The sequence below is a fragment of the Sinomonas albida genome (assembly GCF_004919045.1).
Taxonomy (GTDB): domain Bacteria; phylum Actinomycetota; class Actinomycetes; order Actinomycetales; family Micrococcaceae; genus Sinomonas; species Sinomonas albida.
The window spans coordinates 75,812-96,489 of the sequence record NZ_SWDW01000008.1 but is presented as its reverse complement, the minus strand read 5'-3'; the positions used below and the strand labels follow the sequence as shown (position 1 = coordinate 96,489).

The following is a 20,678-nucleotide window of genomic DNA, read 5'->3' as shown; positions in this document are numbered from 1 at the left end:
GCCGGCTAAGCCGAGAGCCGGGCCACGAGGCGATCGAGGAACGCACCGAAGGAGCGCTCGAGGTCGAACGCCGGGTTGAGCAGGAACTGGATCTCGAGCCCGTCCATGGTGGCAAGGAGGCACTCGGCCTCGCCGTCGATCTCCTCCTCGGCCATGGGGCGGAAGTGCCCGTCCTCGATGGCGTCGTAGAAGAGTCGGCGCATGCTCTCGAGGGTCGCGCGGTAGCGCCCGGTCATGAATTCGTGGGCCGGGTGCTCCGCCGACGTCGCCTCCGCCGCCATCGTCGTGTACAGCTCGAGCAGGCCGCGATGCTGCGTGTGGTAGTGCATGAGCTTCCTGAACGCTTCCAGGAGCCCATAACCCCGCTGCGGGGAGCCCATGGCCTGGCGGGTCACCACATCCCAGTGCTCGAGGACCGCGATGAGCAGCCCCTCCTTGCTGCCAAAGAGCTTCAGGACCGCGGCCGGGGTCAGGCCCACGCGCTCCGCGACCTGCTGGAGCGTGCCGCCCTTGAAGCCATGCTGGCCGAAGACCTCAATCGCCACCGACACGACCTCACGGCGGCGCTCGATCCCCTTCTTGTAGGGGCCCCGGGGGCTGCGTGCGGGCGGCCCCGAGGGGCTGGACGAGACGGTCACGACTTGGAGCCTACCGCCCGGACGGAGCCATCCAGCGATTGCCTTGTGCCAAAAGTAAATTTCCATATACTTTTTAAGTGTTGCCCGGATCACAGCCCAGAGAAACGGTGAGCACTTGAGAACATCCACCCTCGGCGTCGGCATCCTCGGTGCCGGCCCCGTCACCCAGGCAATCCACCTGCCTACCCTCGCCCGGATCCGCGACGCCTTCCACGTCGCGAAGATCATGGACGTGGACCCCGACATCGCACGGTCGGTGGCCGGCAGAGTCGGCGCCGCATGGACCACCAGCATGGACGACCTGCTCGCCGACGAAGCGGTCCAGGTCGTGGTGATCTGCAGCCCGCACCAGTTCCACGCCGAGCAGGTGATCGCCGCGTGCCGCGCCGGCAAGCGGGCAGTCCTCTGCGAAAAGCCCTTCGCGATGAGCCAGGCCGAGGCCGAGGAGATCGCGGCCGTCTCGCAGGAAACGGGTGTGCCGATCATCGTCGGGGCCATGCACACGTTCGACCCGGGGTGGCTCGCCGCCAAGGAGCACTGGGGCGATCTGCCTCGCACGGCGCACACGATCCGCTACTCGATCGTCCTGCCGCCCAACCCGCGCTTCGAGGACTTCGCCACCGAGGTGATCACCCGTCCCGCGAGGACGCGGCAGGACCGCCACGACCCGGAGGTCGCGGCCGCCATGGTGCGCGGGGGCATCATGGGCCTCGCCATCCATGACCTCCCCCTCGTGCGCGCGTTCTGCCCCGACTTCACCGACCTCGAGGTCCTTACGTGCCACGTCCCGGACCCGTCCGGGTACCTCGTCAACCTGCGCATCGGCGACCGGAACGTGCAGGTGTTCGGGATCAGCACCGACAGCTGGCAGCCCGAGTGGACGTTCGAGGCCATCAGCGACACCACGTCGCTCCGGATCGACTTCACGCCGTCCTACGTGCAGGCCGGTTCGGCGACCGCGACCATCACGCGCGGCGGAGAATCCGCCGTGTACGGCCCATACTCCGCCAACGGCTACGAGGGCGAATGGCGGTATCTGGCCGATCTCGCGGACGGGAAAGCCGCGCGCCTGGACGTGACAGAACTGATCCACGACCTCACCTTCGCGCTCGACGTCGCCGACAAGGCCTCGGCCGCCGTCCGGGCCACGGCGGAATCCCAGGCCACCGGGGAGTCCCAGGCCACTGCGCCCCAGAAGGAGGCCATCTCATGACTCGGCAGCTCACCGTCACGTCCTCGCCCGAGGCCGACGCCGCAGGCGGCGTCGCCCAGGTCGTCGCCTCCCTGCCCGTCTCGCTTCACCCGTTCGACGGCGGCGCCGCGGCCGGCCACGACGGGGCGGCCACCGGCGCGGCAGCGCCCGACGGCGGCGCTGCCGCCCTCGTCGCGATCGCGGGCATCGCGGGCTGGCCCGAGGAAGCGCTCGGGGCGCTCGCCGCGGGGGCGAGGGGCGTCGTCGTCGTCAGCCCCTCCGCAACTGACGTGACGGCACTCCAGGAGCGCGCGAAGGCTCTGGGGGTCCCCGTCGTCCTGGACACGGAGTGGGCCCCGAACCCCGCCGTCGCGGCAGCGGCACCGCACTTCGCCGCCCACGACGACGAGGAAAGCCTCGTCGAGGCGCGCGTCGACGCACCGGTCGGCTCAGACCTCGACCAGGTGCTTCTGGCCCAGCTGGCGCTCGTCCGGGCGGCCGTGGGTCCGGTGGTGAGCCTCTCCCCCGCGCGATGGAACAATCACGGTTACGACGTGCTCGCGCAGCTCGCGAGCGGCGCCCGCGCGAGCCTCGGAGCCATCCTCACGGACGCCGCTCCCCCGCAGGCAACCGTGCGCATCATCAAGCCCCATACGGCGGTGGCGCTCGTCCTGCCCGGAGCCGGGACGGCCGCGCCCGGCAAGGTCACCGTCTCGGGGCCGGACGGGGCGACGCTCCTGCCGACCCAGTGGGAGACGGCCCACCGCGCCCTCTGGCGGCGGCTGCACGCCCTCGTCGAAGCCGGGCAGTCGTGCGAGGACCTCCTCGACTTCGCTGCAGATGCCTCCCTCCTCCCAGCTCTGAGCTAGACAGGAGCCCCGGTACTCGACAGCAGGCCTCGACAGCAGGCAGGGCCCCGTCGGGCGGATAGCCGCCCGACGGGGCCCTGCTGGCTGGCATAAGCTCCCACTGAATCCACAAAGCGTCGAGGTCCTCGACCGGGCGGCTACCTCGCCACCCGAGCCGAAGACCTCGACGCTTTGCTGCTGTTCCTGCGCCCGCGGCGCCCGCGGACGTCAGCGTCCCGCGAGGGAACCGCCGATGCCGCCGACGCTGAAGTACTTGTTCAGGACAGCGAACATGATGATCGGTGGAAGCATCATGATCACTGCGCAGGCCGCGACCGGCCCCCACGCAGTGGCGTTCTGCTGGAAGAACGTCTCCAGGCCAACCGGGAACACGTAGTTCTCGCTCGAGCGCAGGAACACGAGTGCCACGAGATAGTCGTTCCAGGACAACAGGAAGGCGAAGACCGCCGTCGACAGGATGCCCGGGAGCGAATTCCGCAGCACCACCCGGACGAAGCCACCCGCCACCGAAGCGCCGTCGATCCAGGCCGCCTCTTCCAAAGCGATCGGGATGGAGTCGTAGTAGGCGGCCATCATCCAAATTGCCACCGACATGGTCGCCCCGACGTAGATGATCATCATGCCGAGAAGGGTGTCGACCAGTCCGAGCTGCGCAAAGAGGATGAACAGCGGGATGACCGCGGTGACGACGGGGAGGGACTGCACGATGAACAGCACGAGCGAGAACCCGGACACGAGCTTGTTGCGCCCCCGAGAAAGCACGTAGCCCGCGGGAGCTGCCACGACCACCGAGACGATTACCGTCACGACCGTGACCAGCAGGCTGTTGTTCAGCCACGTCAGCACGCCCGTTTGGCTGAAGATGTTCGTGAAGTTCTCGAACGTGTACTGCGACGTCGTGGTGCTGCCGAGAGAAGGCTGCAGCGACAGGAGGAAGATCGCCGCAATCGGCACGAGGACGACTGCCGTGATGATCAGGATGAGCAGAAAGCGCCACCAGCGCCCGCGCAGCTCGGCTTCCTGCATTCCGCGTCGCCGGGAACCAGGCTCACGTGGGACGGACTGAGCCGAAGCACGTACGGTTTCGACGCTCATTCGATGCTCGCCTTTCGGATCTGACGGTAAAGAACTACGGAGACCACAATCAGGACAACGGTGGTCATGAAGGCGATCGCAACGCCCGGGCCGACCTGGAAGTCCTGGAACACCGTTCGGTACGCGAGAACCACGAGCGACGTCGTGGAGCCGACGGGTCCGCCGCCTGTCAGCAGGAAGATCGTCGGAAAATCATTGACGCAGAAGATGGTCATCAGAATCCAGCTGATGTAGGTCGAGCGCGAGATGAGCGGAAGCGTGATCTCCCTGAACACCTGCCAACTGCCCGCGCCGTCGACCTTCGCCGCCTCGTAGACGTTGTTGTCCACGGCCGCGAGTGCGGAACTCATCATCATCATCATGAAGGGGAAGCTGATCCACACCTTGAAGACGCAGACAGTGACCTTCGCAAGGGTTGGATCCGCGAGGAAGAGCACGTTGCCGAGCCCGAGGGCCTGGGCAAGCATCGGGAACGGGCTCTGCGGAGTTGCCACAAGCCAGTTCCACGAGAACGCCGACACGACGACGGGCACGATCCAGGGCAGCAGCAGAAGGACTTTGAAAAGGCCACGGGCTGGTATGCGGGTCCGCAGCAGCAGCGCGAGCACGAGGCCGACCGCCCAGCTGCCGAATACACCGACGAGCGTGAAGATCAGCGTGAACAGAGCCGCCTGCCAGAAGGCAGGCGTCATGTTGCCCGCGACGAGGGTGTTGACGTAATTGGTGAACCCGACGAAATCGCCCCCGTCAATCAGGGTGCCATTTCGCAGTGACTGAAACGCCGCGTAAATCACCGGGTAGAGGTTGATCAGCAGCAGGAGGATCAGCGCCGGGGCCGTGAAGATGATATAGGTCCACGTCTTGGCGCGAAGACTCTTATTCCTTCTCCGGCCGCCCTGACGGCCGGTGCCCGAGACACCGACGCCGCGCTTCGCCCGACCCATACGGTCGGCGATGGAGGTTGTCGACATTACTTCTCTTTCTCTGGCGACGATAGGCCGGGCGGGTCCCCCGAACTGATCGGGAGACCCGCTCGTCGTGCTATGACTTCAGATTCGCCTTGATGGAGTTCTGAAGAGTCGTCAGGGCCGACTTGGCATCGGTCTTTCCACCCAGGATCGACTGGGTGAAGGTGTCCATCGCCGGGGTGCCGTCAACCGTGGTGACTCCGAGGAACAGCGCAGTGCCGCCGGGGGCGGCCCAGGTCTTGGCAATGGGCTGCCACTCGTTGATCACCTTGACGTTGTTGGCGTTCGCCTGGAACTCCTTGGTCTGCGTGATCGACTTCAGCGGCGGGAGCCCAATGCCGGTGGCCTGGGTCCAGAGCGGCGTCATGTTCTGGTAGTAGTACGTGAGGAACGCCTCGGAGCCTTCCTGGCTGGGGGTGTTCTTGTACATCATGATGTTGTTCGGGAAGAACAGAGCGCCCTTCTTCCCGTTGGGGCTCGTGAGCGGGCTGGCGACGGCGAGATCGTTGAGGGCATCCCCTCCCACGTTCTGCGCGAGGCCGGCCGTGTCGAAGCCCATGCCGTACTTCTTCGCCTTCCACTGTGCCTGCGCGTTGGCGCTCGTGTAGGTGGGGCTCGCCGGATCGATGTAGCCCTTGGAGACGAGCTCGAGCACAAAGTTCATCGCGTCGATGTTCTCCTGGGTGACACAGTTCGGCTGCTGCTTCTCATCGAAGAGGCCGCCGCCGTTGTTGATCATCCAGCTCACGAGGATGTGGCCACCGGTAAAGGCTCCAGCGCCGGCGGCCGTGCCATACCCGTACACGCCGATCTTCTTGAGAGCGGCACAGGCGTCGAGGTACGACTGCCAGTCAGTCGGCACCTTCGCGCCGGCCTGGTCAAGCAGCGGCTTGCTGTACCACAGCACGCGCATGTCGAGGTTGTACGGAACGGCCGCGTAGCCCTTCGGAACCTTCATCGCATCGAGGAGGCCGGGCAGGAAGTCGTTGTACAGCCCGTTGTTCTTCCAGCTGTTGAGCAGGTTGTCCGCGTACGCGATGGCGCCCTGCGACTCGAACTGGAACGCCTGCGTTCCACCGCCCGAGCTCACGGCCGGACCGGTGTTGGAAGCTACCGCAGAGGAGAACGTCTGGGTGAAGTTCGCCCACTGGATCTCCTGATAGGCCGCCGACGGCAGACCGTTGGCCGGCTTGTACGCCTCGGTGATCTTCTGGTCGAGCGGGTTGAAGGCCGTGTTGCCCCACGGCATGTTCCAGAACTTGATCGGCTTGTTGCCGCCGCCTCCGCCGGATCCGCCGCTGCACGCCGCCAGGAGCGGGATCGAGGCCGCGGCGCCGGCCAGGCCAAGGAAGCCGCGGCGGCTGAACTTCGTGTTGATGGACGAATTGCCATTCATTGATGACTCCTTCTGATGGAATCGGCGGCCGAGCCGCGGATTCCGTACTCCTCATTGAGATTTAGAAAGCGCTCCGATGCGCTGAATATAAAAAGAGCCGGGCGAGAAGGTCTAAGTCGTAGGCTTTTCACCTTTCAGCCGGGTGCGGACGTTAGGGAGCTGAACGGAATACGGCATGGGCGGTGTCCTCTCGGTCGCTGACGAAGGAGAGGGACGCCTGGTGAGCTGTCTCACATGCGAGCCTAGAAGGACTTTTGACGATGTGCAAGCAAAAGATGAAAACTCAACGTCACGAAGTTCTCGTTCCATCGGCATTCAGCCCTCGTGACCCGTGAGCGGGACCGCGCTGGGCCGCTCTGCGCGGCTCGCGACGGCCACGGCCTTGCCGCTGTGCGCGGCGTCGAGGAGCGACTCCATGACGTCGAGGACGTGGAAGGCCAGGGCGCCGCCGGCACGGGGTTCCTCCCCCGCCGGAGTGGACGCGAGGTCCGCGATCCCGAAGCCGCGACCGGACCCGGCGTAGCCGGCCGAGACCGGCAGCGTCTCCCATTCCGTGCCGCCGAGGCGGAACAGTCGCGTCTCGCCGTCGAAGTGGTTGGGATCCGGGACCGCGAGCGTTCCCTGGGGGCCGTGGACCTCGATGTTGGACGAGTGCGTCGCGACGGCGTCGAAGCTCATGACGAGCGTCGAGAGCGCGCCAGACTCGTGCACGAGGACGCCTGTGACGTGCGTGTCGATCGCCACGGGGAACGATTCCCCCGCGCGTGGACCCGAGCCGATGACCCGCTCGGGACGCGTGTGGCTCGCCGCCCCGACTACCGAGACGACCGGGCCGAGCAGCGTCACGAGCGCCGAGACGTAGTACGGGCCCATGTCCAGGAGCGGTCCGCCGCCGGGCTGGTAGTAGAAGTCCGGGTTCGGGTGCCAGCGCTCGTGCCCAGGGGTGACCATCGTCGCCGTCGCCGCGACGGGCGCCCCGATGAGGCCGTCGTCGATCGCCTTGCGCGCGGTCTGGATGCCCGTGCCGAGCACGGTGTCCGGCGCGCAGCCGACGACGACGCCCGCCTCCCGTGCCGCGTCCAGCACCCGCCGGGCCTCCGCAGTCGTAGCGGCGAGGGGCTTCTCGCCGTAGACCGCCTTCCCGGCCGCGATCGCCGCGAGTGCGACCTCGGCATGCGCGGCGGGGATGGTCAGATTCAGGACGAGGTCGACGTCGTCGGCGGCGAGGAGCTCCTCGACGCTCAGCGCGCGGACGCTCGCGCCGTCGTCGGCCGCGGCCTGGCCCGCCCCGCCGTCGTTCCACTCAGAGGCGACCGCCCGCGCCCGCTCCATGTCGAGGTCCGCGACCGCAACGAGCCGCACGTCCTCGAGCCGGCGGAAGCTCTCGAGGTACTGGCCCACGATCTTCCCGCACCCGACGATTCCAATGCGCATCGGGCTGGGAGCCCCAACCGGGCCCCCGCCACCTACCGGCTTGCCCACAGCAGGCCCCTTTCGACGATCGTGCGGACGTTGGCGTCCTGAAGGATTTCGACCCGGTGGCCGGGGGTGCACACGAAGATGCGGCCCTTGCCCCACTGCCGGGTCCAGATGGCCGGCGAGGTCACCTCGCGGTGCCACGGGTCCCACTCGCGGACCTTCTGGGTCGTGGTCGCAAGGACGTCGATGTAGTCGTCGGCCAGGACCCAGTACTGCTCGGTCACGAGGTCGAAGTCGGAGATGCCCTCCGTGATCGGGTGCGAGGCCGCGGCGGGAAGCATGTTCACGGTGTACGGGACGTAGTTGTCCGACTGCTCGCCGATCCGCTCGTCCGGGTGCTTGCCCGGGTGGCAGGCGAACTGCCCGCCGATGAGGTGGAGGTAGTCCGAGGTGTTCCGGTACGAGTCCGCGATCCCGCCGTGCCAGCCCGCCAAGCCCGTCCCGTTCTCGACGGCGGTGCGCAGGCCTTCGAACTCGTCCTTCTCGATCGTGGACATCGTCATGCACTGCACCACAAGGTCCACGGTCGCCATGTACTCGGCGTCGGCGTAGACCTTCGGCGATTCCTCGATCCGCACCTCGTAGCCGTTGGCCTTCAAGTAGGGGATGAACAGGTCCGTGGCCTCGATGGGCTGATGGCCGTCCCAGCCCCCACGCACCACGAGTGCGCTCTTGGTCGTCGTCACAGGTTTCCTTTGCTTGGTAAGGGTGGTGGGTTCTAAAGCGGGCGGCTGCTGAAGGCGGCGTCGAACGCCGCGGCGGGCGGGGAGATCCGGGCCAGGCCCTTCACGAGCTCGAGCGCCTGCGGCGCGCCGACCAGGCGGTCCATGCCGGCGTCCTCCCACTCGATGCTCGTGGGCCCCTCGTAGCCGATCGCGTTGAGGGTGCGGAAGATCGGCTCCCACTGCACATGCCCGTGCCCCGCCGTGACGAAGTCCCAGCCCCGGCGCGGGTCCGCCCATGCGAGATGCGAGCCGAGCCGGCCGTTGCGCCCGTTGAGCTGGCGGATGGACTCCTTGACGTGGACGTGGAAGATCTTGTCCGCGAAGTCCTGCAGGAACATGACCGGGTCGAGGTCCTGCCAGATGAAGTGCGAGGGGTCGAAGTTCAGCCCGAACGAGTCCCGGTGGCCGATCGCCTCGAGGGTCCGCTTGGCCGTCCAGTAGTCGTACGCGATCTCGGACGGGTGGACCTCGAGCGCGAACCGGACGCCGACCTCGTCGAAGACGTCCATGATCGGGTTCCACCGGTCCGCGAAGTCCTGGTAGCCGGCCTCGATCATCCCGTCCGGCACCGGCGGGAACATGGCCACGGCCTTCCAGATCGAAGAGCCCGTGAACCCCGTGACGGTCTTGACGCCCAGCCGCGCCGCAGTGCGCGCCGTGGCCTTCATGACCTCGGCCGCGCGCTGGCGGACACCCTCGGCGTCGCCGTCGCCCCACACCTCGGGGGCGAGGATGCCCTCGTGGCGGGCGTCGATCGGGTCGTCGCACACCGCCTGCCCGGTGAGGTGGTTCGCGATCGCGAAGACCTCGAGGCCGTTGCGCTTGAGGATGTCGAGCCGGTCCTCGAGATATGCGTCGTCCTCCGCGGCCCGGACCGGGTCCAGGTGGTCGCCCCAGCAGGCGATCTCGAGCCCGTCGAAGCCCCACTCTCCGGCGAGCCGCGCGACCTCCTCGAACGGCAGATCGGCCCACTGGCCCGTGAACAATGTGATTGGTCGTGCCATGCTTCCTCCTCAGTCCTTCCTCGACCCCGGGGGGCCTAGACCTTCGTCCAGCGGCTGTCGTCCGCGGCGCTCGCCTCGACGGCTGCGAGGACGCGCTGCACCTGGAGCGCGTCCGCGAACGACGGCGCGGGCTGGTTCCCTGCCGCGATCGCCTCCACGAGGTCCACCACCTGGTGGGTGAAGGCGTGCTCGTAGCCGAGCCCGTGGCCCACGGGCCACCAGTGGCCCGTGTAGGGGTGCTCGGGCTCCGTCACCTGGATCTTGCGGAATCCCGCATTCGGCTCGTCCGCTGAGTCATAGAACCAGAGCGAGTTCATGTCCTCGAAGTCGAACGCGAGCGAGGCCTTCGAGCCGTTGAGCTCGAGCCGCATCGCGTTCTTCCGGCCCAGCGCGAACCGCGTCGCCTCGAACACGCCGACCGCGCCGCCGTCGAGCCTCGCGCTGAAGATCGCGGCGTCGTCGACCGTCACGGGCCCCTTGGCCGCCTCGGCCCCGCCGCGCCCGCCCAGGCCCACGAAGTCCCCGCCCTTCGGCCGCTCCTTCACGAACGTCTCGAGCAGCGCCGAGACCCCGCCGATGCTCTGCCCGCTGATCCACTGCGCGGCGTCGATGATGTGCGCGCCGATGTCCCCGAGCGAGCCCGAGCCCGACTTCGACTTGTCGAGGCGCCACGTCAGCGGGGCGTTCTCATCCGTGAGCCAGTCCTGGAGGTACTGCGCGCGGACGTGGCGGATCGACCCCAGCGCGCCCGAGTCCACGAGGCGCTTCGCGAGCGCCAGCGCCGGTGTCCTGCGGTAGGAGAACCCGCACATCGAGGCGACGCCCCGCGCCGCCGCGGCATCCGCGGCCACGGCCATCCGCTCGGCCTCCGCGACCGAGTTCGCGAGCGGCTTCTCGCACAGCACATGCTTGCCCGCCTCGAGTGCGGCGATCGCGATCTCCGCGTGCGTGTCGCCGGGGGTGCAGATGTCGATCAGATCGATGTCGTCACGCTCGATCAGGCGCCGCCAGTCCGTCTCCGCTGAGGCCCAGCCCAACTTCGCCGCGGCCGCGGCCACCCGCTCCGGGTCCCGGCCGGCTACGGCGGTGAGCTCCGGGGCCAGCGGGAGGTCGAAGAACCGGGGCGCCGTGCGCCACGCGTGCGAATGGGCCGCCCCCATGAAGGCGTACCCGACCATCCCGACTCGCAGCGCCTTCGATTCAGTCATGCCTGGGGTCCTTTCGAATCACTTGCAGGGGTCCGCCTTTGGATCGCTCCGCTTGTCGAAATATTTCGTTGAACAGTCGGGCTGAACAGCAACGTTAGGACGTGACTCGAATCACGGTCAAGGGGTTGAGGCGATAAAGTTCAGATTGTGGACGAAAGGTTCGGGTCGGCCACAGGATCCTGTCAGGCGCCGTTGAGCCCAAGCCAGAAAGGCCCTCGGCGAGCCAACCGCAGCGGTGCCGCCCCGCCGTCGTCCGTCTTGACTCGCCGCAGCGCCGACCAGACACTAGCCTTAGCGAAAACCTTTCGAAACTCAGGATCCCGATGACCCTCACCTCGTCCGACGGCAAGCCGACGCTCGCCGCCATCGCGCGCCTCACGGGCGTCTCCACCCCGACGGTCTCGAAGGTGGTCAACGGACGGCAGGACGTCTCCGCGGACACTCGCGCGAAGGTCCTCGCCGCGCTCGAGGAAGCCGGGTACCAGTCGCCGGGCCAACGGAGGAGCACGGGGCGGCCGCCCGTCGTCGAGGTCGCGTTCGACGGCATCACCTCGAACTATTCCGCGACCGTGCTCGACGGCATCCTCACGCACGCCGCCTCGATCGGGGTCGAGGTGATGCTGAGCGTGACGGGCAGCGAGCACCCAGGCGGCCCCAGCTTGGGCCAGCGGTCCCAGCGCCTCGTCGACGAAGGGCGCGCCGGCATCATCTTCGTGACGTCAGCGTTCACGGATTCCCACCTCGCGGCGTTCCGGCGGCGGCGCATCCCGGTCGTGGTCATCGACCCGCTCAACCCACCGCCCAAGGACGTGGTGAGCGTCGGCGCCACCAACTGGGCCGGCGGTCGGGCCGCGGCGGAGCACCTGCTCGGCCTCGGCCACCGGCGCATCGCCTACCTCGGCGGCCCCGAAGCCGCCGACTGCAACCAGGCGAGACTCCACGGCTACCTGTCCGCGCTCATGTCGGCCGGCATCGAGGTCGACCCGGAGCTGATCTGGCACGGGAGATTCCGCGTCGAGCACGGCATCGAGGGCCTCACGCGGCTGCTCGCCCTCAGCAAGCCACCCACGGCGATCTTCGCCGGGAGCGATTCGATCGCTGTCGGCGTGCTCCGCGAGGCGCGGCGGCGGGGCCTCCACGTCCCCGAGGAGCTGAGCCTCGTGGGATTCGACGGCACGGCCCAGGCCGAGGATTCCGTGCCCTCGCTCACCTCTGTGACCCAGCCGCTTCACGACATGGGCCGGAGCGCCCTGCGAACGCTCCTGCGCCAGGCGAGGGGCGAGCAGCTCGACTCGCACCGCGTCGAGCTCGCGACCCAGCTGGTGGTCCGCGAGTCGACGGCCCCGCCCGCCTAACCGTCTCGGGTACAGATACTCACGCCAGCGGCCGTCTCGGGTACAGATACTCACGCCAGCGGCCGTCTCGGGTACAGATACTCACGCCCGCGGCCGTCTCGGGTACAGATAAAAGCTGCGCCATCGCGACCTTCTTTTGGCTGCTTGGGACAACGGACGACGACGGCGCTCCCGCCATCCCGCGGGTCGCGGCAGCGGGCGCGCCAAAAGTGGGTCAGGACGGGACGCGCCGCGGAGGAGGGGGTCGCCGTCGTCGTCCGCTGCGGTGAGCGCCGCACCCGGCTCTCTCCCGCGGCGCGCGGGCCGGCACCGGGTGAGCGATCAGGGACTGTTGAGCGGCTGCGCCGGAGAGCGCACCATGGTCCCATGACCGAATCTGCTGACCGCGAGACTCTGCGCGCGCTTGCCGACGAAGGCAACGAACTTGCGCTGGACCGGCTCGCGGACCTGGCCGACGCCCGCAACGACACGGACGAGCTCCACGAGTTGCTGGACGAAGGCAGCATCCACGCGGGCCGCCTCCTGACCCGCCGGGCCGTCGCGGCACATGACCTGCTCGAGCTCCAGCGCCTCTCCGACGCCGGTGCCGACGAGGCCGGGCTCGAGCTCGACCGCATCCTCGCGAATCCGAAGCGAACCTGGCCCGAATAGCCCGTCCACTGCTCGATGTCCCTCGCTACTAGAGTGGACATCATGAGCGAGGCAATCGACGTCGGCAGCCCTGACGAGATCGAGGAGGGCACGGCGCGCGTCGTCGAGCCCGAGGAGTCGGGCTTCGACGAACCGATCGCGGTCTTCCACGCCGAGTCCGGCTGCTTCTATGCGCTCGACGACACGTGCACCCACGAGGAGGCCTCGCTCGCCGAGGGCTGGATCGAGGGCGAGACGGTCGAGTGCCCGCTGCATTCCTCGAGCTTCAGCCTCCGCTCCGGAAAGGTCCTGTGCCTCCCGGCCACCCAGGACGCGCGCACGCACAAGGTCGAGGTCGCGGGCGGGCGCGTCATGCTCTACCCGGGCGTCGACGCCGACGAGGCCGTCCGCGCCGGCGAATAGCCCACCGACCAGCGCCCATGAACTCAGTCCCCGAGCCGCCCCGCCGCATTCTCGTGGTGGGCGGCGGCGTCGCGGGCTTCAGCGCGGTGAACGAGCTGCGGGCCCGAGGCTACGAGGGCGCCCTCACCGTGCTCTCGCCGGAAGGCCTCCCCTACGACCGGCCACCCCTCAGCAAGGGCTACCTCCTCGGCACCGAGGACGCCGACAAGATCCGCCTCGCGCCCGAGGCCTGGTACGCCGAACGCGGCGTCGAGGTCCTGCCCGAGCGGGCGGTCGCCCTTCGACCCGCCGAGGGCGGGGTCGAGCTCGACGGCGGCCGCCTCCTCGCCGCCGACCGCGTCCTCCTCGCCGTCGGCGGCGCCCCACGGAGCCTGCGCATCCCGGGCGGCGAGGCGGCGCTCACCCTTCGCAGCCGCGCGGACTCGGACGCGCTGCGCCAGGTGCTCGTGCCGGGGGCGCGGGTCGCGATCGTCGGCGCGGGGCTCATCGGCGCAGAGGTCGCCTCGGCCGCAGTCGGCCTCGGAGCCGAGGTGACGCTCATCGACCCAGTCGAACTCCCGCTCGCGCCCGCCGTCGGCGAGGCGATAGCCCGCCGGCTTCACGCGATGCACGGCGAGCGCGGCGTGCGCGCGGTCGTCTCGCTCCCCGTCGAGATCGCCGCCGGAAACGCGAACGACGGCGCCGCCCACCTCGTCCGCCTCGCCGACGGTTCCTCGGTGGTTGCGGACTCAGTGGTCGCCGGGATCGGGATCGTGCCGGAGACGGGGCTTGCCGCGGCGGCCGGGATCGCGGTCGACGACGGCGTGATCGTGGATCCGTCTGGCGCCACCTCGAACCCCGCCGTGTTCGCGGCGGGCGACGCCTCGCGCCTCCGCGTCGCGGACGGAACGCTGCTGCGCCGGGCCGAGCACTGGGAGGCCGCGGTCCGCTCGGGGCAGGCTGCCGCGGCCGGACTTCTGGGTGAGCCGGCGCCCGCGTTCGGTGCGCCGTGGCTGTGGTCGGATCGGCACGGCGTGCACGTCGAAGCCGTCGGGACACTCGACCCGCGGCAGGCGCCCGGCTCCCGGACGGTTCTGCGCGCCGTCGGCGGCGTCCCCCAGGCCGCGTTCCTGCTCGCGGCCGACGGGCACCTCCTGGGTTGCGCCGCCGTCGACCTTCCGCTCATGGTGCGGGCCGCGCGCCGCATGATCGACCGCGGCCTGACGCCGGACCCGGACGCCCTCGCCGACCCGGCCGTGGATCCGAGGAAGCTCGCCCGCTAACCCCACCCACGCGTTGCGGGGTCCCGTCCCACGCGTTGCGGGGTCGCTGTCAGGACAAAGACCCGCAACGAACCGGCAGGGACCCCACAACAACTTGGCAGGGACCCCGCAACGGTTGGTCAGGGGGCGGTCGGGAGGTGCAGCGACGCCGTGATCGCGGTGACGAGGCTCTCGGGGCTCTCGGCGATGTCGAGCCTGAGGCTGCCCGCGGCGTATTCGTCGGCCGTCAGCGCCTCGAGGGTCGCGAGCTGGCTCGGGAGGAGACCGGTGGGCATGAAGTGCCCGGAGCGCGACGACATGCGCTCGGCGAGGAGCTCGGGCGAGCCGTCGAGGTGCGCGAAGATCACGCGTCCCTCGGCCTGGGCGAGGAGGCGCCGGTAGCTGCGCTTGAGCGCGGAGCACGTCAGCACCGTGCTCTGCCCGGCGCGCGTCTGCGTGGACATCCAGTCGCGGATGCTGCGGAGCCACGGCCAGCGGTCGTCGTCGGTGAGCGGCACGCCGCTCACCATCTTGTCGATGTTCGCCTGCGGGTGGAACTCGTCCGCCTCGGCGAGAATCCAGCCGAGCCTGTCGGCGAGCGCGGAGGCCACGGTGGTCTTGCCGGCACCGGCAACACCCATCACCACAACGTGCAAGGATTCCATGGCTACCTCCGCAGAAGACATCATTGGCTTCCGTAGAAGCGCGTGCAGCGGGACTCGCCGCATTTCAAAGATAACACTTTTGAGTGACATAGGTAATACTTTTACTGGCGCGTGACTCCCCGCGACCCAGAGCACGCGGAAGGCGGGCTGCGCATGGCGAAAGCACGGATGCAGGAGCCAGAGACGGGCGACGGCGGCCTGCACCGCCGCATGCTCGACGCCTTGGGCGAGGCGATCACCTCGGGACAGCTCGAGCCGGGCCGCCGCCTCACGCTCGACGAGCTCCAACGCGAATTCGGTGTCTCGCGCACGGTCGCGCGGGACACGATGCGCGTGCTCGAGACCATGAACCTCGTGCAATCCCGGCGCCGGATCGGGATCGTGGTCCAGGACCCGTCGCGCTGGAACGTCTACGACCCGCAGCTCGTGCGCTGGCGGCTCGCCTCGCCCCGCCGGGACGATCAGTACTCCTCGCTCACCGAGCTGCGCATCGCCGTCGAGCCTCTCGCCGCGGCGGGCGCCGCCCGCCGCGCCACTTCCGGCCAGCGCGCGGAGCTCGCTGGGCTCGCCGCCGAGCTCCGGGCGTTCGGCGAGGCCGGCGACCTCGAGTCGTTCCTTGCGACGGACATCGCGTTCCATCGGCTGATCGTTCGCAGCAGCGGCAACGAAATGTTCGCCGCGCTCGACGGCATGATCGCCGAGGCGCTGACCGGCCGCACACGCCAGGGCCGCATGCCGTTCCACCCGCGCGACGAGGCGCTCGACGCCCACGCGCGCGCGGCGGAGGCGATCGCGCACGGGAACCCCGGCGCCGCCGAGGGGGCGATGCGCGAGGTGCTCCAGGAGGTCCGCACGGCCCTCAATCTCGACTAGCAGAGATCCCCGGACCGCCGGCCGTAGGATGAGCGCGTGGCCATCATCCATCGGGCAACTCTCGTCCCCAGCAAGCTCGAACTGATCGATCCGTGGCTCGACCGCCAGGCCTGGGCGGCCGGCAGCAGCGGGGAGCTGAGCCGGAGGGGCAGCTATCGCCTCGACGATCCCGACGGAGAGGTCGGGATCGAGGGCTTCCTCATCTCGCGTGGCGAAACGACGTTCCACCTGCTGCTCACCTACCGCGCGGCACCGCTCGACGGCGGCGACAGCTGGCTCATCGGGACCATGCAGCATTCGGCGCTCGGCGAGCGCTGGGCCTACGACGGGCTCGGCGACCCCGTTGCCGTGGCAGCGCTCGCCCGAGCCGCGGCCGGCCGACAGGCGCAGGCCGAGCTAGAAGTGCACGACGGCGGGGCCCCAGTCGGGCGGCTCGAGCCGGATCTCCGGGTGCATTCGACGGCTGCCGGTCCAGATTTCGCCCCCATCGCCCTGTCCGTGGCGCTGCCGAGGCCGGTCAGAGACGGGGCCGTTGCAGAGATCGACCTGGGCGGTACCCGCCTGAGCGTCGCGCGGACCCTCGGTGCGCCGCTGCCCGAGGGCGCCCGGCTCGTCGCCGAATGGGCAGGCGGCCAGGCCACTCTGGCGAGCGTCTCCTAGCCGTCTCGGGTACAGATACTCACCCACCAAGCCAACTCGGGTACAGAAACTCACCCACCAAGCCAACTCGGGTACAGAAACTCACCCAACAAACCAACTCGGGTACAGATATCGACGGCGGGGCGAACTCCACAAGGGACGCACCCGCCGTCGTCGTATGAATTTGCTGTACCCGAAACCGCCCACAGCGCGAATAGCCGTACCCGAAACCGCCCACAGCGCGATTAGCCGTACCCGAAACCGCCCACAGCGCGAATAGCCGTACCCGAAACGACGGGGCAAGGCGGGGCGGGGCGAGACGGGGCGGGGCGGGGTCAGTGGCCCAGCGCCTCGATCGCGGCCTTGGCCGCCGGGTCGGAGCCCTCGAGGAACGCGTCGATCCGCTCGGGCTCGCCGTCCTCGCCGATCGCGGACGCAGCGCGGCCCAAGTCGTAGAGCGCGCGGAGGAAGCCCTGGTTGGGCTCGTGCTCCCACGGGACGGGACCGGCGCCGCGCCAGCCGTTGCGACGCAGCGCGTCGAGCCCGCGATGGTAGCCCACCCGGGCGAACGCGTACGACTCAACCGTGTTGCCCGCGGCCCAGGACTCCTCCGAGAGGAGCGCCCAGAGCAGCGACGATTCGGGGTGCCGCGTCACGAGGTCCCGCGCCGAGTGACCGGTCGCGAGGCCCTGGTAGACCTCGGTCTCGGCCGGCAGCCGAGTGGGCTCGGGCCCGAGGAGGTTGCTTCGGAATTCGTCGCTCATTGGCGCTCCCCACTGTCGATCGGCCCTCAGAGGGGACCTCCGGAGGCGCCCGCAGAACAGGCGCCTCCGGACCAAACAGGACTACTTGATGGACTTGCCTTCGGAGCCGAGCTGCTGCGCGGCCTCGACGACGCGCGCCGCCATGCCCTTCTCGGCGAGAGCGCCCCACACGCGGGGGTCGTAGGTCTTCTTGTTGCCGACCTCGCCGTCGACCTTGAGCACGCCGTCGTAGTTCGAGAACATGTGGCCGGCCACCGGGCGAGTGAACGCGTACTGCGTGTCCGTATCGATGTTCATCTTGATCACGCCGAAGGAGACGGCGTCCGCGATCTCCTGCTCGGAGGACCCAGAGCCGCCGTGGAACACGAGGTCGAACGGGCGGTCCTTGCCGAGCTTCGCGCCGACCTCGGCTTGGATCTCCTTGAGGATCTCGGGGCGGAGCTTGACGTTGCCGGGCTTGTAGACGCCGTGCACGTTGCCGAACGTGAGGGCCGTGATGTAGCGGCCGTTCTCGCCGGCGCCGAGCGCCTCGACGGTCGCGAGGCCGTCCGCCACGGTCGAATACAGCTTCTCGTTGATGGCGTTCTCCACGCCGTCCTCCTCGCCGCCGACGGCGCCGATCTCAACCTCGAGGATCATCTTCGCGGCGGACGTGCGGGCCAGGAGGTCCTTGGCGACGCGGAGGTTCTCCTCGAGCGTCTCGGCGGAGCCGTCCCACATGTGCGAATTGAACAGCGGCTCACGTCCAGCCTTCACCTCGGCCTCGGAAGCGGCGAGGAGCGGGAGGACGAAGCCCTCGAGCTTGTCCTTCGGGCAGTGGTCCGTGTGGAGCGCGATGTTGATGTCGTAGTTCTTCGCGACCTCGCGGGCGAACGCCGCGAAGCCGAGCGAGCCGGCCACCATGTCCTTCACGGAAGCACCAGACCAGTAGGCAGCGCCGCCCGTGGAGACCTGGATAATGCCGTCCGAGCCGGCCTCGGCGAAGCCGCGGATCGCCGCGTTGAGCGTCTGCGACGACGTGACGTTGACGGCCGGGAACGCGTATCCGCCGTTCTTGGCGGAATCGATCATCTCGGCGTACTTCTCAGGGGTGGCGATAGGCATGGAAACTCCTCGAGTCGTGTCCGTGCGACAGTAAGCGGCGCGCGGCGTGCTGGCCACTTCACATCCTAGCGACCACGGCCGTGGCGGCCATGTGCGGGCCTCCACATGACGACGGCGGCCCTTGAGTTCGGCTGATCCCCCCCCGCTCGGGGAGGGCCCGGGCCGCGCCCGGCGCAAAGAAAGGACGACGACGGCGCCCCTCCCGCCGTCGTCGTCCTCCTATCTGCTCCCCTGGCCGGGAAAGCAGGCTTTCAGCGCCCTGGGGCGCTCCGTGATCAGTGCTGGGCCGCCACCTGCTGCGCGAACGTCTCGTTCATGCTGCCGACGCCGGTGACGTCGTCGTAGCCGGGGGCCGTGAAGAGCGACGAATCGTGGTTCATGCCCACGAGGTACGTGTTGCCGCTCACCGTGCTCGAGAACGCGACCGAGACGGGCTGCGCGGGCGGGACGATGTCACGCTGTGCGCCGCCCGAGGCCGCCGCCGCGTAGATCGCCGGGTTCGCGAAGCCGATCACCTTGCCGGTCGCCCCCTGCGCGACCGCCATCTGGGCCGCCGTGAGCGGGCTCGCGAGCGAGGTGCCGCCGATGTCCGACAGGCCGAACGAACCGGTCTTGAGGACGTTGTCGTTCGTGATGGGGCTGTATCCGATGAGGTAGCCCGTGTACGGATCCGCGAGCGCGGAGACGTCCGGGGAGACGCGGTGGCCGTTGGCGAGGGACGTCGGGACCGTGCCGGCCTGGTACGCAGGCTGCGCGAAGACGGCGCTCGTGCCTCCGCCCGCACCGAAGCGGAACGGACCGGGCAGCGAGCCCGCGTAGACGAGCTGGCCCGAGGCGTTCGGGACGACGCGCTGGCGCGCGGTGCCCCATCCGGTCTCGAACTCGTAGGTGCCGTCCTTGCCGGCCGCGAGGCTCGTGCCGCCCACCGCGGTGACGTACGGCGAGCTCGCCGCGAAGTCAGGCGACGCGTAGCCGAGTGCGGCCTTCTCGTCGCCGCTGTCGCCGCTCGAGAAGTAGAGGCCAATGCCTTCCGCAGCGGCCTGGAGATGGATGTTCTGCTCGCCCATGAGCGTGTTCGCCGGAAGCGCCTCGCCCACGTTGCCGTAGCTGTTGGAGACGATGTTCGCGAGGTGGCTGTCGAGGATGGTCGACATCGCGAGGTCGAGGCCGCTGCCGCAGTTGTTGCCGCCCACGTACAGGATGTTCGCGGCCGGCGCGAGGCCGTGCACGGCCTGGACGTCGAGGGACTGCTCGCCCTGCCAGCCGCTCGGCTGCTGGCACAGGTCCTTGTCGAGGAACATCCGGGAGTCCGGGACGATCTCCTGGTACTGGTTCGCCGTGAGCTGTGGCATGCCCGTCGCGGCGGCCCAGGAGTTCGTGTCCTGGACGATCGTCGGCGACGCGTAGGCGTCGATGATCGCAACCGTCTGGCCTGCGCCGGCCGTCGGGTTCACGGTGCCGGCGGAGGAGATCCCGTAGGCGGTCTGGAGCTGCGCCGGCGTGTAGCCGCAGAGGTGGGTCGGGAACGTCGTGGTCCCGTAGGCCTCCGGAAGAGTCACCGTCTTCTCGCCCCAGTAGTTCGAGCAGGGCACGCTCACGGGAGGCGTGAGCGGCTTCGTCGCCGCGGGGGTCTCGCCCGAGTCGGGGGTCGCGTTCGCGGGGTGGGTGAGGAGCTTGCCCTGATCCACGGAGACGGACTGGATCGCGTCACCGAGCTCGGCCGGAACCGACGGCGCCGTCGCCGGGCCGATGAGCGTCTGCCCCTGGAAGCTGTAGTTCTGCTCGACCGTGTTGAATGCCGCGTTCATCTGGGCGGCGGTGCCCCGGAACACGACGTAGAGCCGGCTCTGCGGGACTCCCATGATGGTGAGGCCCTGCGACTTGAGGTAATTGACTGTCGCGTCGACGGTCGCTTGCGTCGGCGAGTAGGTGTCAATCCACTGCTGCGGCGAAAGGAACTTCCCGTAGCTGGGGTTGCCCGGCGTTGAGACGGCGTCTGCCGTGGCCTTCGCCCCGGCGAGATCACGGAGGTTGAAATAGATTTCGCCCTCGATAGTCGTGTTGCTCAGCGGAATTCCAGTCTTGGCCCGCGATCCTGCCCACGGGGGCACCGAGCCCGGATAGGACTTCGAGTGCGACGGCGGGCTGGGCGGCGAAGCCGTGGCCGCAGTGGTGGCCAGTCCAGCGATGCAGGCAACGCTCGCCGCAGTCGCGAGAACCCGCATGGAAATCCGATGAGAACCGTGATTCATACCCATAATTTCTTCTCCCCGTAACCCGAGATTCAGAAGCCCCAGACGCAGCGAGACTAGTTCTGAAAGAACTGTTGCAGTAGTAGCTAGAAGCTGGGAATTCTCTGTGAATTTGAGAGTTCGCTGTGAATTGGGGATCCTCGGCGTCCCCGGTAGGC

20 protein-coding genes are annotated in these 20,678 nt (G+C 68.8%); 8 read left to right on the top strand and 12 right to left on the bottom strand.

What is annotated here, in order from left to right; all coding sequences use genetic code 11:
• Positions 1-5 precede the first annotated feature (5 nt).
• Positions 6-638 carry a TetR/AcrR family transcriptional regulator gene (locus tag E6A26_RS09730; protein WP_168928711.1) on the bottom strand — a complete coding sequence of 211 codons (633 nt, stop codon included), beginning with the start codon at positions 636-638 and terminating at the stop codon, positions 6-8.
• Positions 639-753: 115 nt separating this feature from the next.
• Here E6A26_RS09730 and E6A26_RS09725 point away from each other — a divergent pair, with 115 nt between their 5' ends.
• Both E6A26_RS09725 and E6A26_RS09720 read left to right on the top strand, forming a co-directional pair.
• Complete coding sequence (locus E6A26_RS09725; RefSeq protein WP_136610996.1) at positions 754-1,851, top strand: Gfo/Idh/MocA family protein; 1,098 nt, start codon at positions 754-756, stop codon at positions 1,849-1,851.
• Positions 1,848-2,699 carry a hypothetical protein gene (locus E6A26_RS09720; RefSeq protein WP_136610995.1) on the top strand — a complete coding sequence of 284 codons (852 nt, stop codon included), beginning with the start codon at positions 1,848-1,850 and terminating at the stop codon, positions 2,697-2,699. Before E6A26_RS09725 ends, E6A26_RS09720 begins: the two co-directional genes overlap by 4 nt.
• Before the next feature lie 207 nt (positions 2,700-2,906).
• Here E6A26_RS09720 and E6A26_RS09715 read toward each other — a convergent pair whose 3' ends face one another.
• The 7 genes from E6A26_RS09715 to E6A26_RS09685 all read right to left on the bottom strand — a co-directional run bounded on the left by E6A26_RS09715 (position 2,907) and on the right by E6A26_RS09685 (position 10,574).
• On the bottom strand, positions 2,907-3,794 hold the full coding sequence (locus E6A26_RS09715; RefSeq protein ID WP_136610994.1) for a carbohydrate ABC transporter permease: 888 nt from the start codon (positions 3,792-3,794) through the stop codon (positions 2,907-2,909).
• Positions 3,791-4,765, bottom strand: coding sequence for a carbohydrate ABC transporter permease (locus E6A26_RS09710; RefSeq protein ID WP_136610993.1), 975 nt, complete (start codon positions 4,763-4,765; stop codon positions 3,791-3,793). The genes E6A26_RS09715 and E6A26_RS09710 overlap by 4 nt, the downstream gene beginning before the upstream one ends.
• 70 nt (positions 4,766-4,835) lie before the next feature.
• A complete protein-coding gene (locus E6A26_RS09705; RefSeq protein WP_136610992.1) occupies positions 4,836-6,158 on the bottom strand; it encodes an ABC transporter substrate-binding protein in 1,323 nt (440 codons plus the stop codon).
• A 315-nt stretch (positions 6,159-6,473) separates the two neighbouring features.
• Entirely contained in the window at positions 6,474-7,592 is a 1,119-nt protein-coding gene (locus E6A26_RS09700; RefSeq protein WP_136610991.1) for a Gfo/Idh/MocA family protein, read from the bottom strand.
• Positions 7,593-7,624: 32 nt separating this feature from the next.
• On the bottom strand, positions 7,625-8,323 hold the full coding sequence (locus E6A26_RS09695; RefSeq protein WP_136610990.1) for a ThuA domain-containing protein: 699 nt from the start codon (positions 8,321-8,323) through the stop codon (positions 7,625-7,627).
• A 32-nt stretch (positions 8,324-8,355) separates the two neighbouring features.
• Positions 8,356-9,366, bottom strand: coding sequence for a sugar phosphate isomerase/epimerase family protein (locus E6A26_RS09690; protein WP_136610989.1), 1,011 nt, complete (start codon positions 9,364-9,366; stop codon positions 8,356-8,358).
• Between the two features lie 35 nt (positions 9,367-9,401).
• Positions 9,402-10,574, bottom strand: coding sequence for a Gfo/Idh/MocA family protein (locus E6A26_RS09685; protein ID WP_136610988.1), 1,173 nt, complete (start codon positions 10,572-10,574; stop codon positions 9,402-9,404).
• Positions 10,575-10,897: 323 nt separating this feature from the next.
• On the opposite strand from E6A26_RS09685, the gene E6A26_RS09680 reads away from it, so the two are divergent.
• The 4 genes from E6A26_RS09680 to E6A26_RS09665 all read left to right on the top strand — a co-directional run bounded on the left by E6A26_RS09680 (position 10,898) and on the right by E6A26_RS09665 (position 14,244).
• On the top strand, positions 10,898-11,929 hold the full coding sequence (locus E6A26_RS09680; RefSeq protein WP_136610987.1) for a LacI family DNA-binding transcriptional regulator: 1,032 nt from the start codon (positions 10,898-10,900) through the stop codon (positions 11,927-11,929).
• A gap of 366 nt (positions 11,930-12,295) precedes the next feature.
• A complete protein-coding gene (locus E6A26_RS09675) occupies positions 12,296-12,580 on the top strand; it encodes a hypothetical protein (protein WP_136610986.1) in 285 nt (94 codons plus the stop codon).
• 42 nt (positions 12,581-12,622) lie between these two features.
• The gene (locus E6A26_RS09670; protein ID WP_136610985.1) at positions 12,623-12,982 is read left to right on the top strand and encodes a non-heme iron oxygenase ferredoxin subunit; all 360 of its coding nucleotides are present in this window, start codon (positions 12,623-12,625) and stop codon (positions 12,980-12,982) included.
• Positions 12,983-12,999: 17 nt separating this feature from the next.
• Positions 13,000-14,244, top strand: a complete 1,245-nt coding sequence (locus tag E6A26_RS09665; protein ID WP_136610984.1) for an NAD(P)/FAD-dependent oxidoreductase — start codon at positions 13,000-13,002, stop codon at positions 14,242-14,244.
• Between the two features lie 119 nt (positions 14,245-14,363).
• On the opposite strand, the gene E6A26_RS09660 is transcribed toward E6A26_RS09665, so the two are convergent.
• A complete protein-coding gene (locus E6A26_RS09660) occupies positions 14,364-14,888 on the bottom strand; it encodes a gluconokinase (RefSeq protein ID WP_234865303.1) in 525 nt (174 codons plus the stop codon).
• 153 nt (positions 14,889-15,041) lie between these two features.
• Between E6A26_RS09660 and E6A26_RS09655 the strand changes: the two genes are divergently transcribed.
• Complete coding sequence (locus E6A26_RS09655) at positions 15,042-15,761, top strand: FadR/GntR family transcriptional regulator (protein ID WP_136610983.1); 720 nt, start codon at positions 15,042-15,044, stop codon at positions 15,759-15,761.
• Between the two features lie 36 nt (positions 15,762-15,797).
• Complete coding sequence (locus E6A26_RS09650; protein ID WP_136610982.1) at positions 15,798-16,421, top strand: maltokinase N-terminal cap-like domain-containing protein; 624 nt, start codon at positions 15,798-15,800, stop codon at positions 16,419-16,421.
• Positions 16,422-16,735: 314 nt separating this feature from the next.
• Here the strand turns inward: E6A26_RS09650 and E6A26_RS09645 are convergent, their stop codons facing one another.
• The 3 genes from E6A26_RS09645 to E6A26_RS09635 all read right to left on the bottom strand — a co-directional run bounded on the left by E6A26_RS09645 (position 16,736) and on the right by E6A26_RS09635 (position 20,493).
• Entirely contained in the window at positions 16,736-17,164 is a 429-nt protein-coding gene (locus tag E6A26_RS09645; RefSeq protein ID WP_136610981.1) for a DUF3151 domain-containing protein, read from the bottom strand.
• Positions 17,165-17,245: 81 nt separating this feature from the next.
• The gene (gene fbaA / locus E6A26_RS09640; RefSeq protein ID WP_136610980.1) at positions 17,246-18,268 is read right to left on the bottom strand and encodes a class II fructose-bisphosphate aldolase; all 1,023 of its coding nucleotides are present in this window, start codon (positions 18,266-18,268) and stop codon (positions 17,246-17,248) included.
• Between the two features lie 275 nt (positions 18,269-18,543).
• Positions 18,544-20,493: a S53 family peptidase gene (locus E6A26_RS09635; protein WP_136610979.1), complete on the bottom strand. Its 1,950-nt coding sequence runs from the start codon at positions 20,491-20,493 to the stop codon at positions 18,544-18,546.
• Positions 20,494-20,678 lie beyond the last annotated feature (185 nt).

Coding starts and splice junctions, on each gene's coding strand:
- E6A26_RS09720 (WP_136610995.1), top strand. CDS start 1,848: ATGACTCGGCAGCTCACCGTCACGTCCTCGCCCGAGGCCGACGCCGCA.
- E6A26_RS09715 (WP_136610994.1), bottom strand. CDS start 3,794: ATGAGCGTCGAAACCGTACGTGCTTCGGCTCAGTCCGTCCCACGTGAG.
- E6A26_RS09710 (WP_136610993.1), bottom strand. CDS start 4,765: ATGTCGACAACCTCCATCGCCGACCGTATGGGTCGGGCGAAGCGCGGC.
- E6A26_RS09705 (WP_136610992.1), bottom strand. CDS start 6,158: ATGAATGGCAATTCGTCCATCAACACGAAGTTCAGCCGCCGCGGCTTC.
- E6A26_RS09700 (WP_136610991.1), bottom strand. CDS start 7,592: ATGCGCATTGGAATCGTCGGGTGCGGGAAGATCGTGGGCCAGTACCTC.
- E6A26_RS09690 (WP_136610989.1), bottom strand. CDS start 9,366: ATGGCACGACCAATCACATTGTTCACGGGCCAGTGGGCCGATCTGCCG.
- E6A26_RS09685 (WP_136610988.1), bottom strand. CDS start 10,574: ATGACTGAATCGAAGGCGCTGCGAGTCGGGATGGTCGGGTACGCCTTC.
- E6A26_RS09680 (WP_136610987.1), top strand. CDS start 10,898: ATGACCCTCACCTCGTCCGACGGCAAGCCGACGCTCGCCGCCATCGCG.
- E6A26_RS09675 (WP_136610986.1), top strand. CDS start 12,296: ATGACCGAATCTGCTGACCGCGAGACTCTGCGCGCGCTTGCCGACGAA.
- E6A26_RS09670 (WP_136610985.1), top strand. CDS start 12,623: ATGAGCGAGGCAATCGACGTCGGCAGCCCTGACGAGATCGAGGAGGGC.
- E6A26_RS09665 (WP_136610984.1), top strand. CDS start 13,000: ATGAACTCAGTCCCCGAGCCGCCCCGCCGCATTCTCGTGGTGGGCGGC.
- E6A26_RS09660 (WP_234865303.1), bottom strand. CDS start 14,888: ATGGAATCCTTGCACGTTGTGGTGATGGGTGTTGCCGGTGCCGGCAAG.
- E6A26_RS09655 (WP_136610983.1), top strand. CDS start 15,042: ATGGCGAAAGCACGGATGCAGGAGCCAGAGACGGGCGACGGCGGCCTG.
- E6A26_RS09645 (WP_136610981.1), bottom strand. CDS start 17,164: ATGAGCGACGAATTCCGAAGCAACCTCCTCGGGCCCGAGCCCACTCGG.
- fbaA (WP_136610980.1), bottom strand. CDS start 18,268: ATGCCTATCGCCACCCCTGAGAAGTACGCCGAGATGATCGATTCCGCC.
- E6A26_RS09635 (WP_136610979.1), bottom strand. CDS start 20,493: ATGCGGGTTCTCGCGACTGCGGCGAGCGTTGCCTGCATCGCTGGACTG.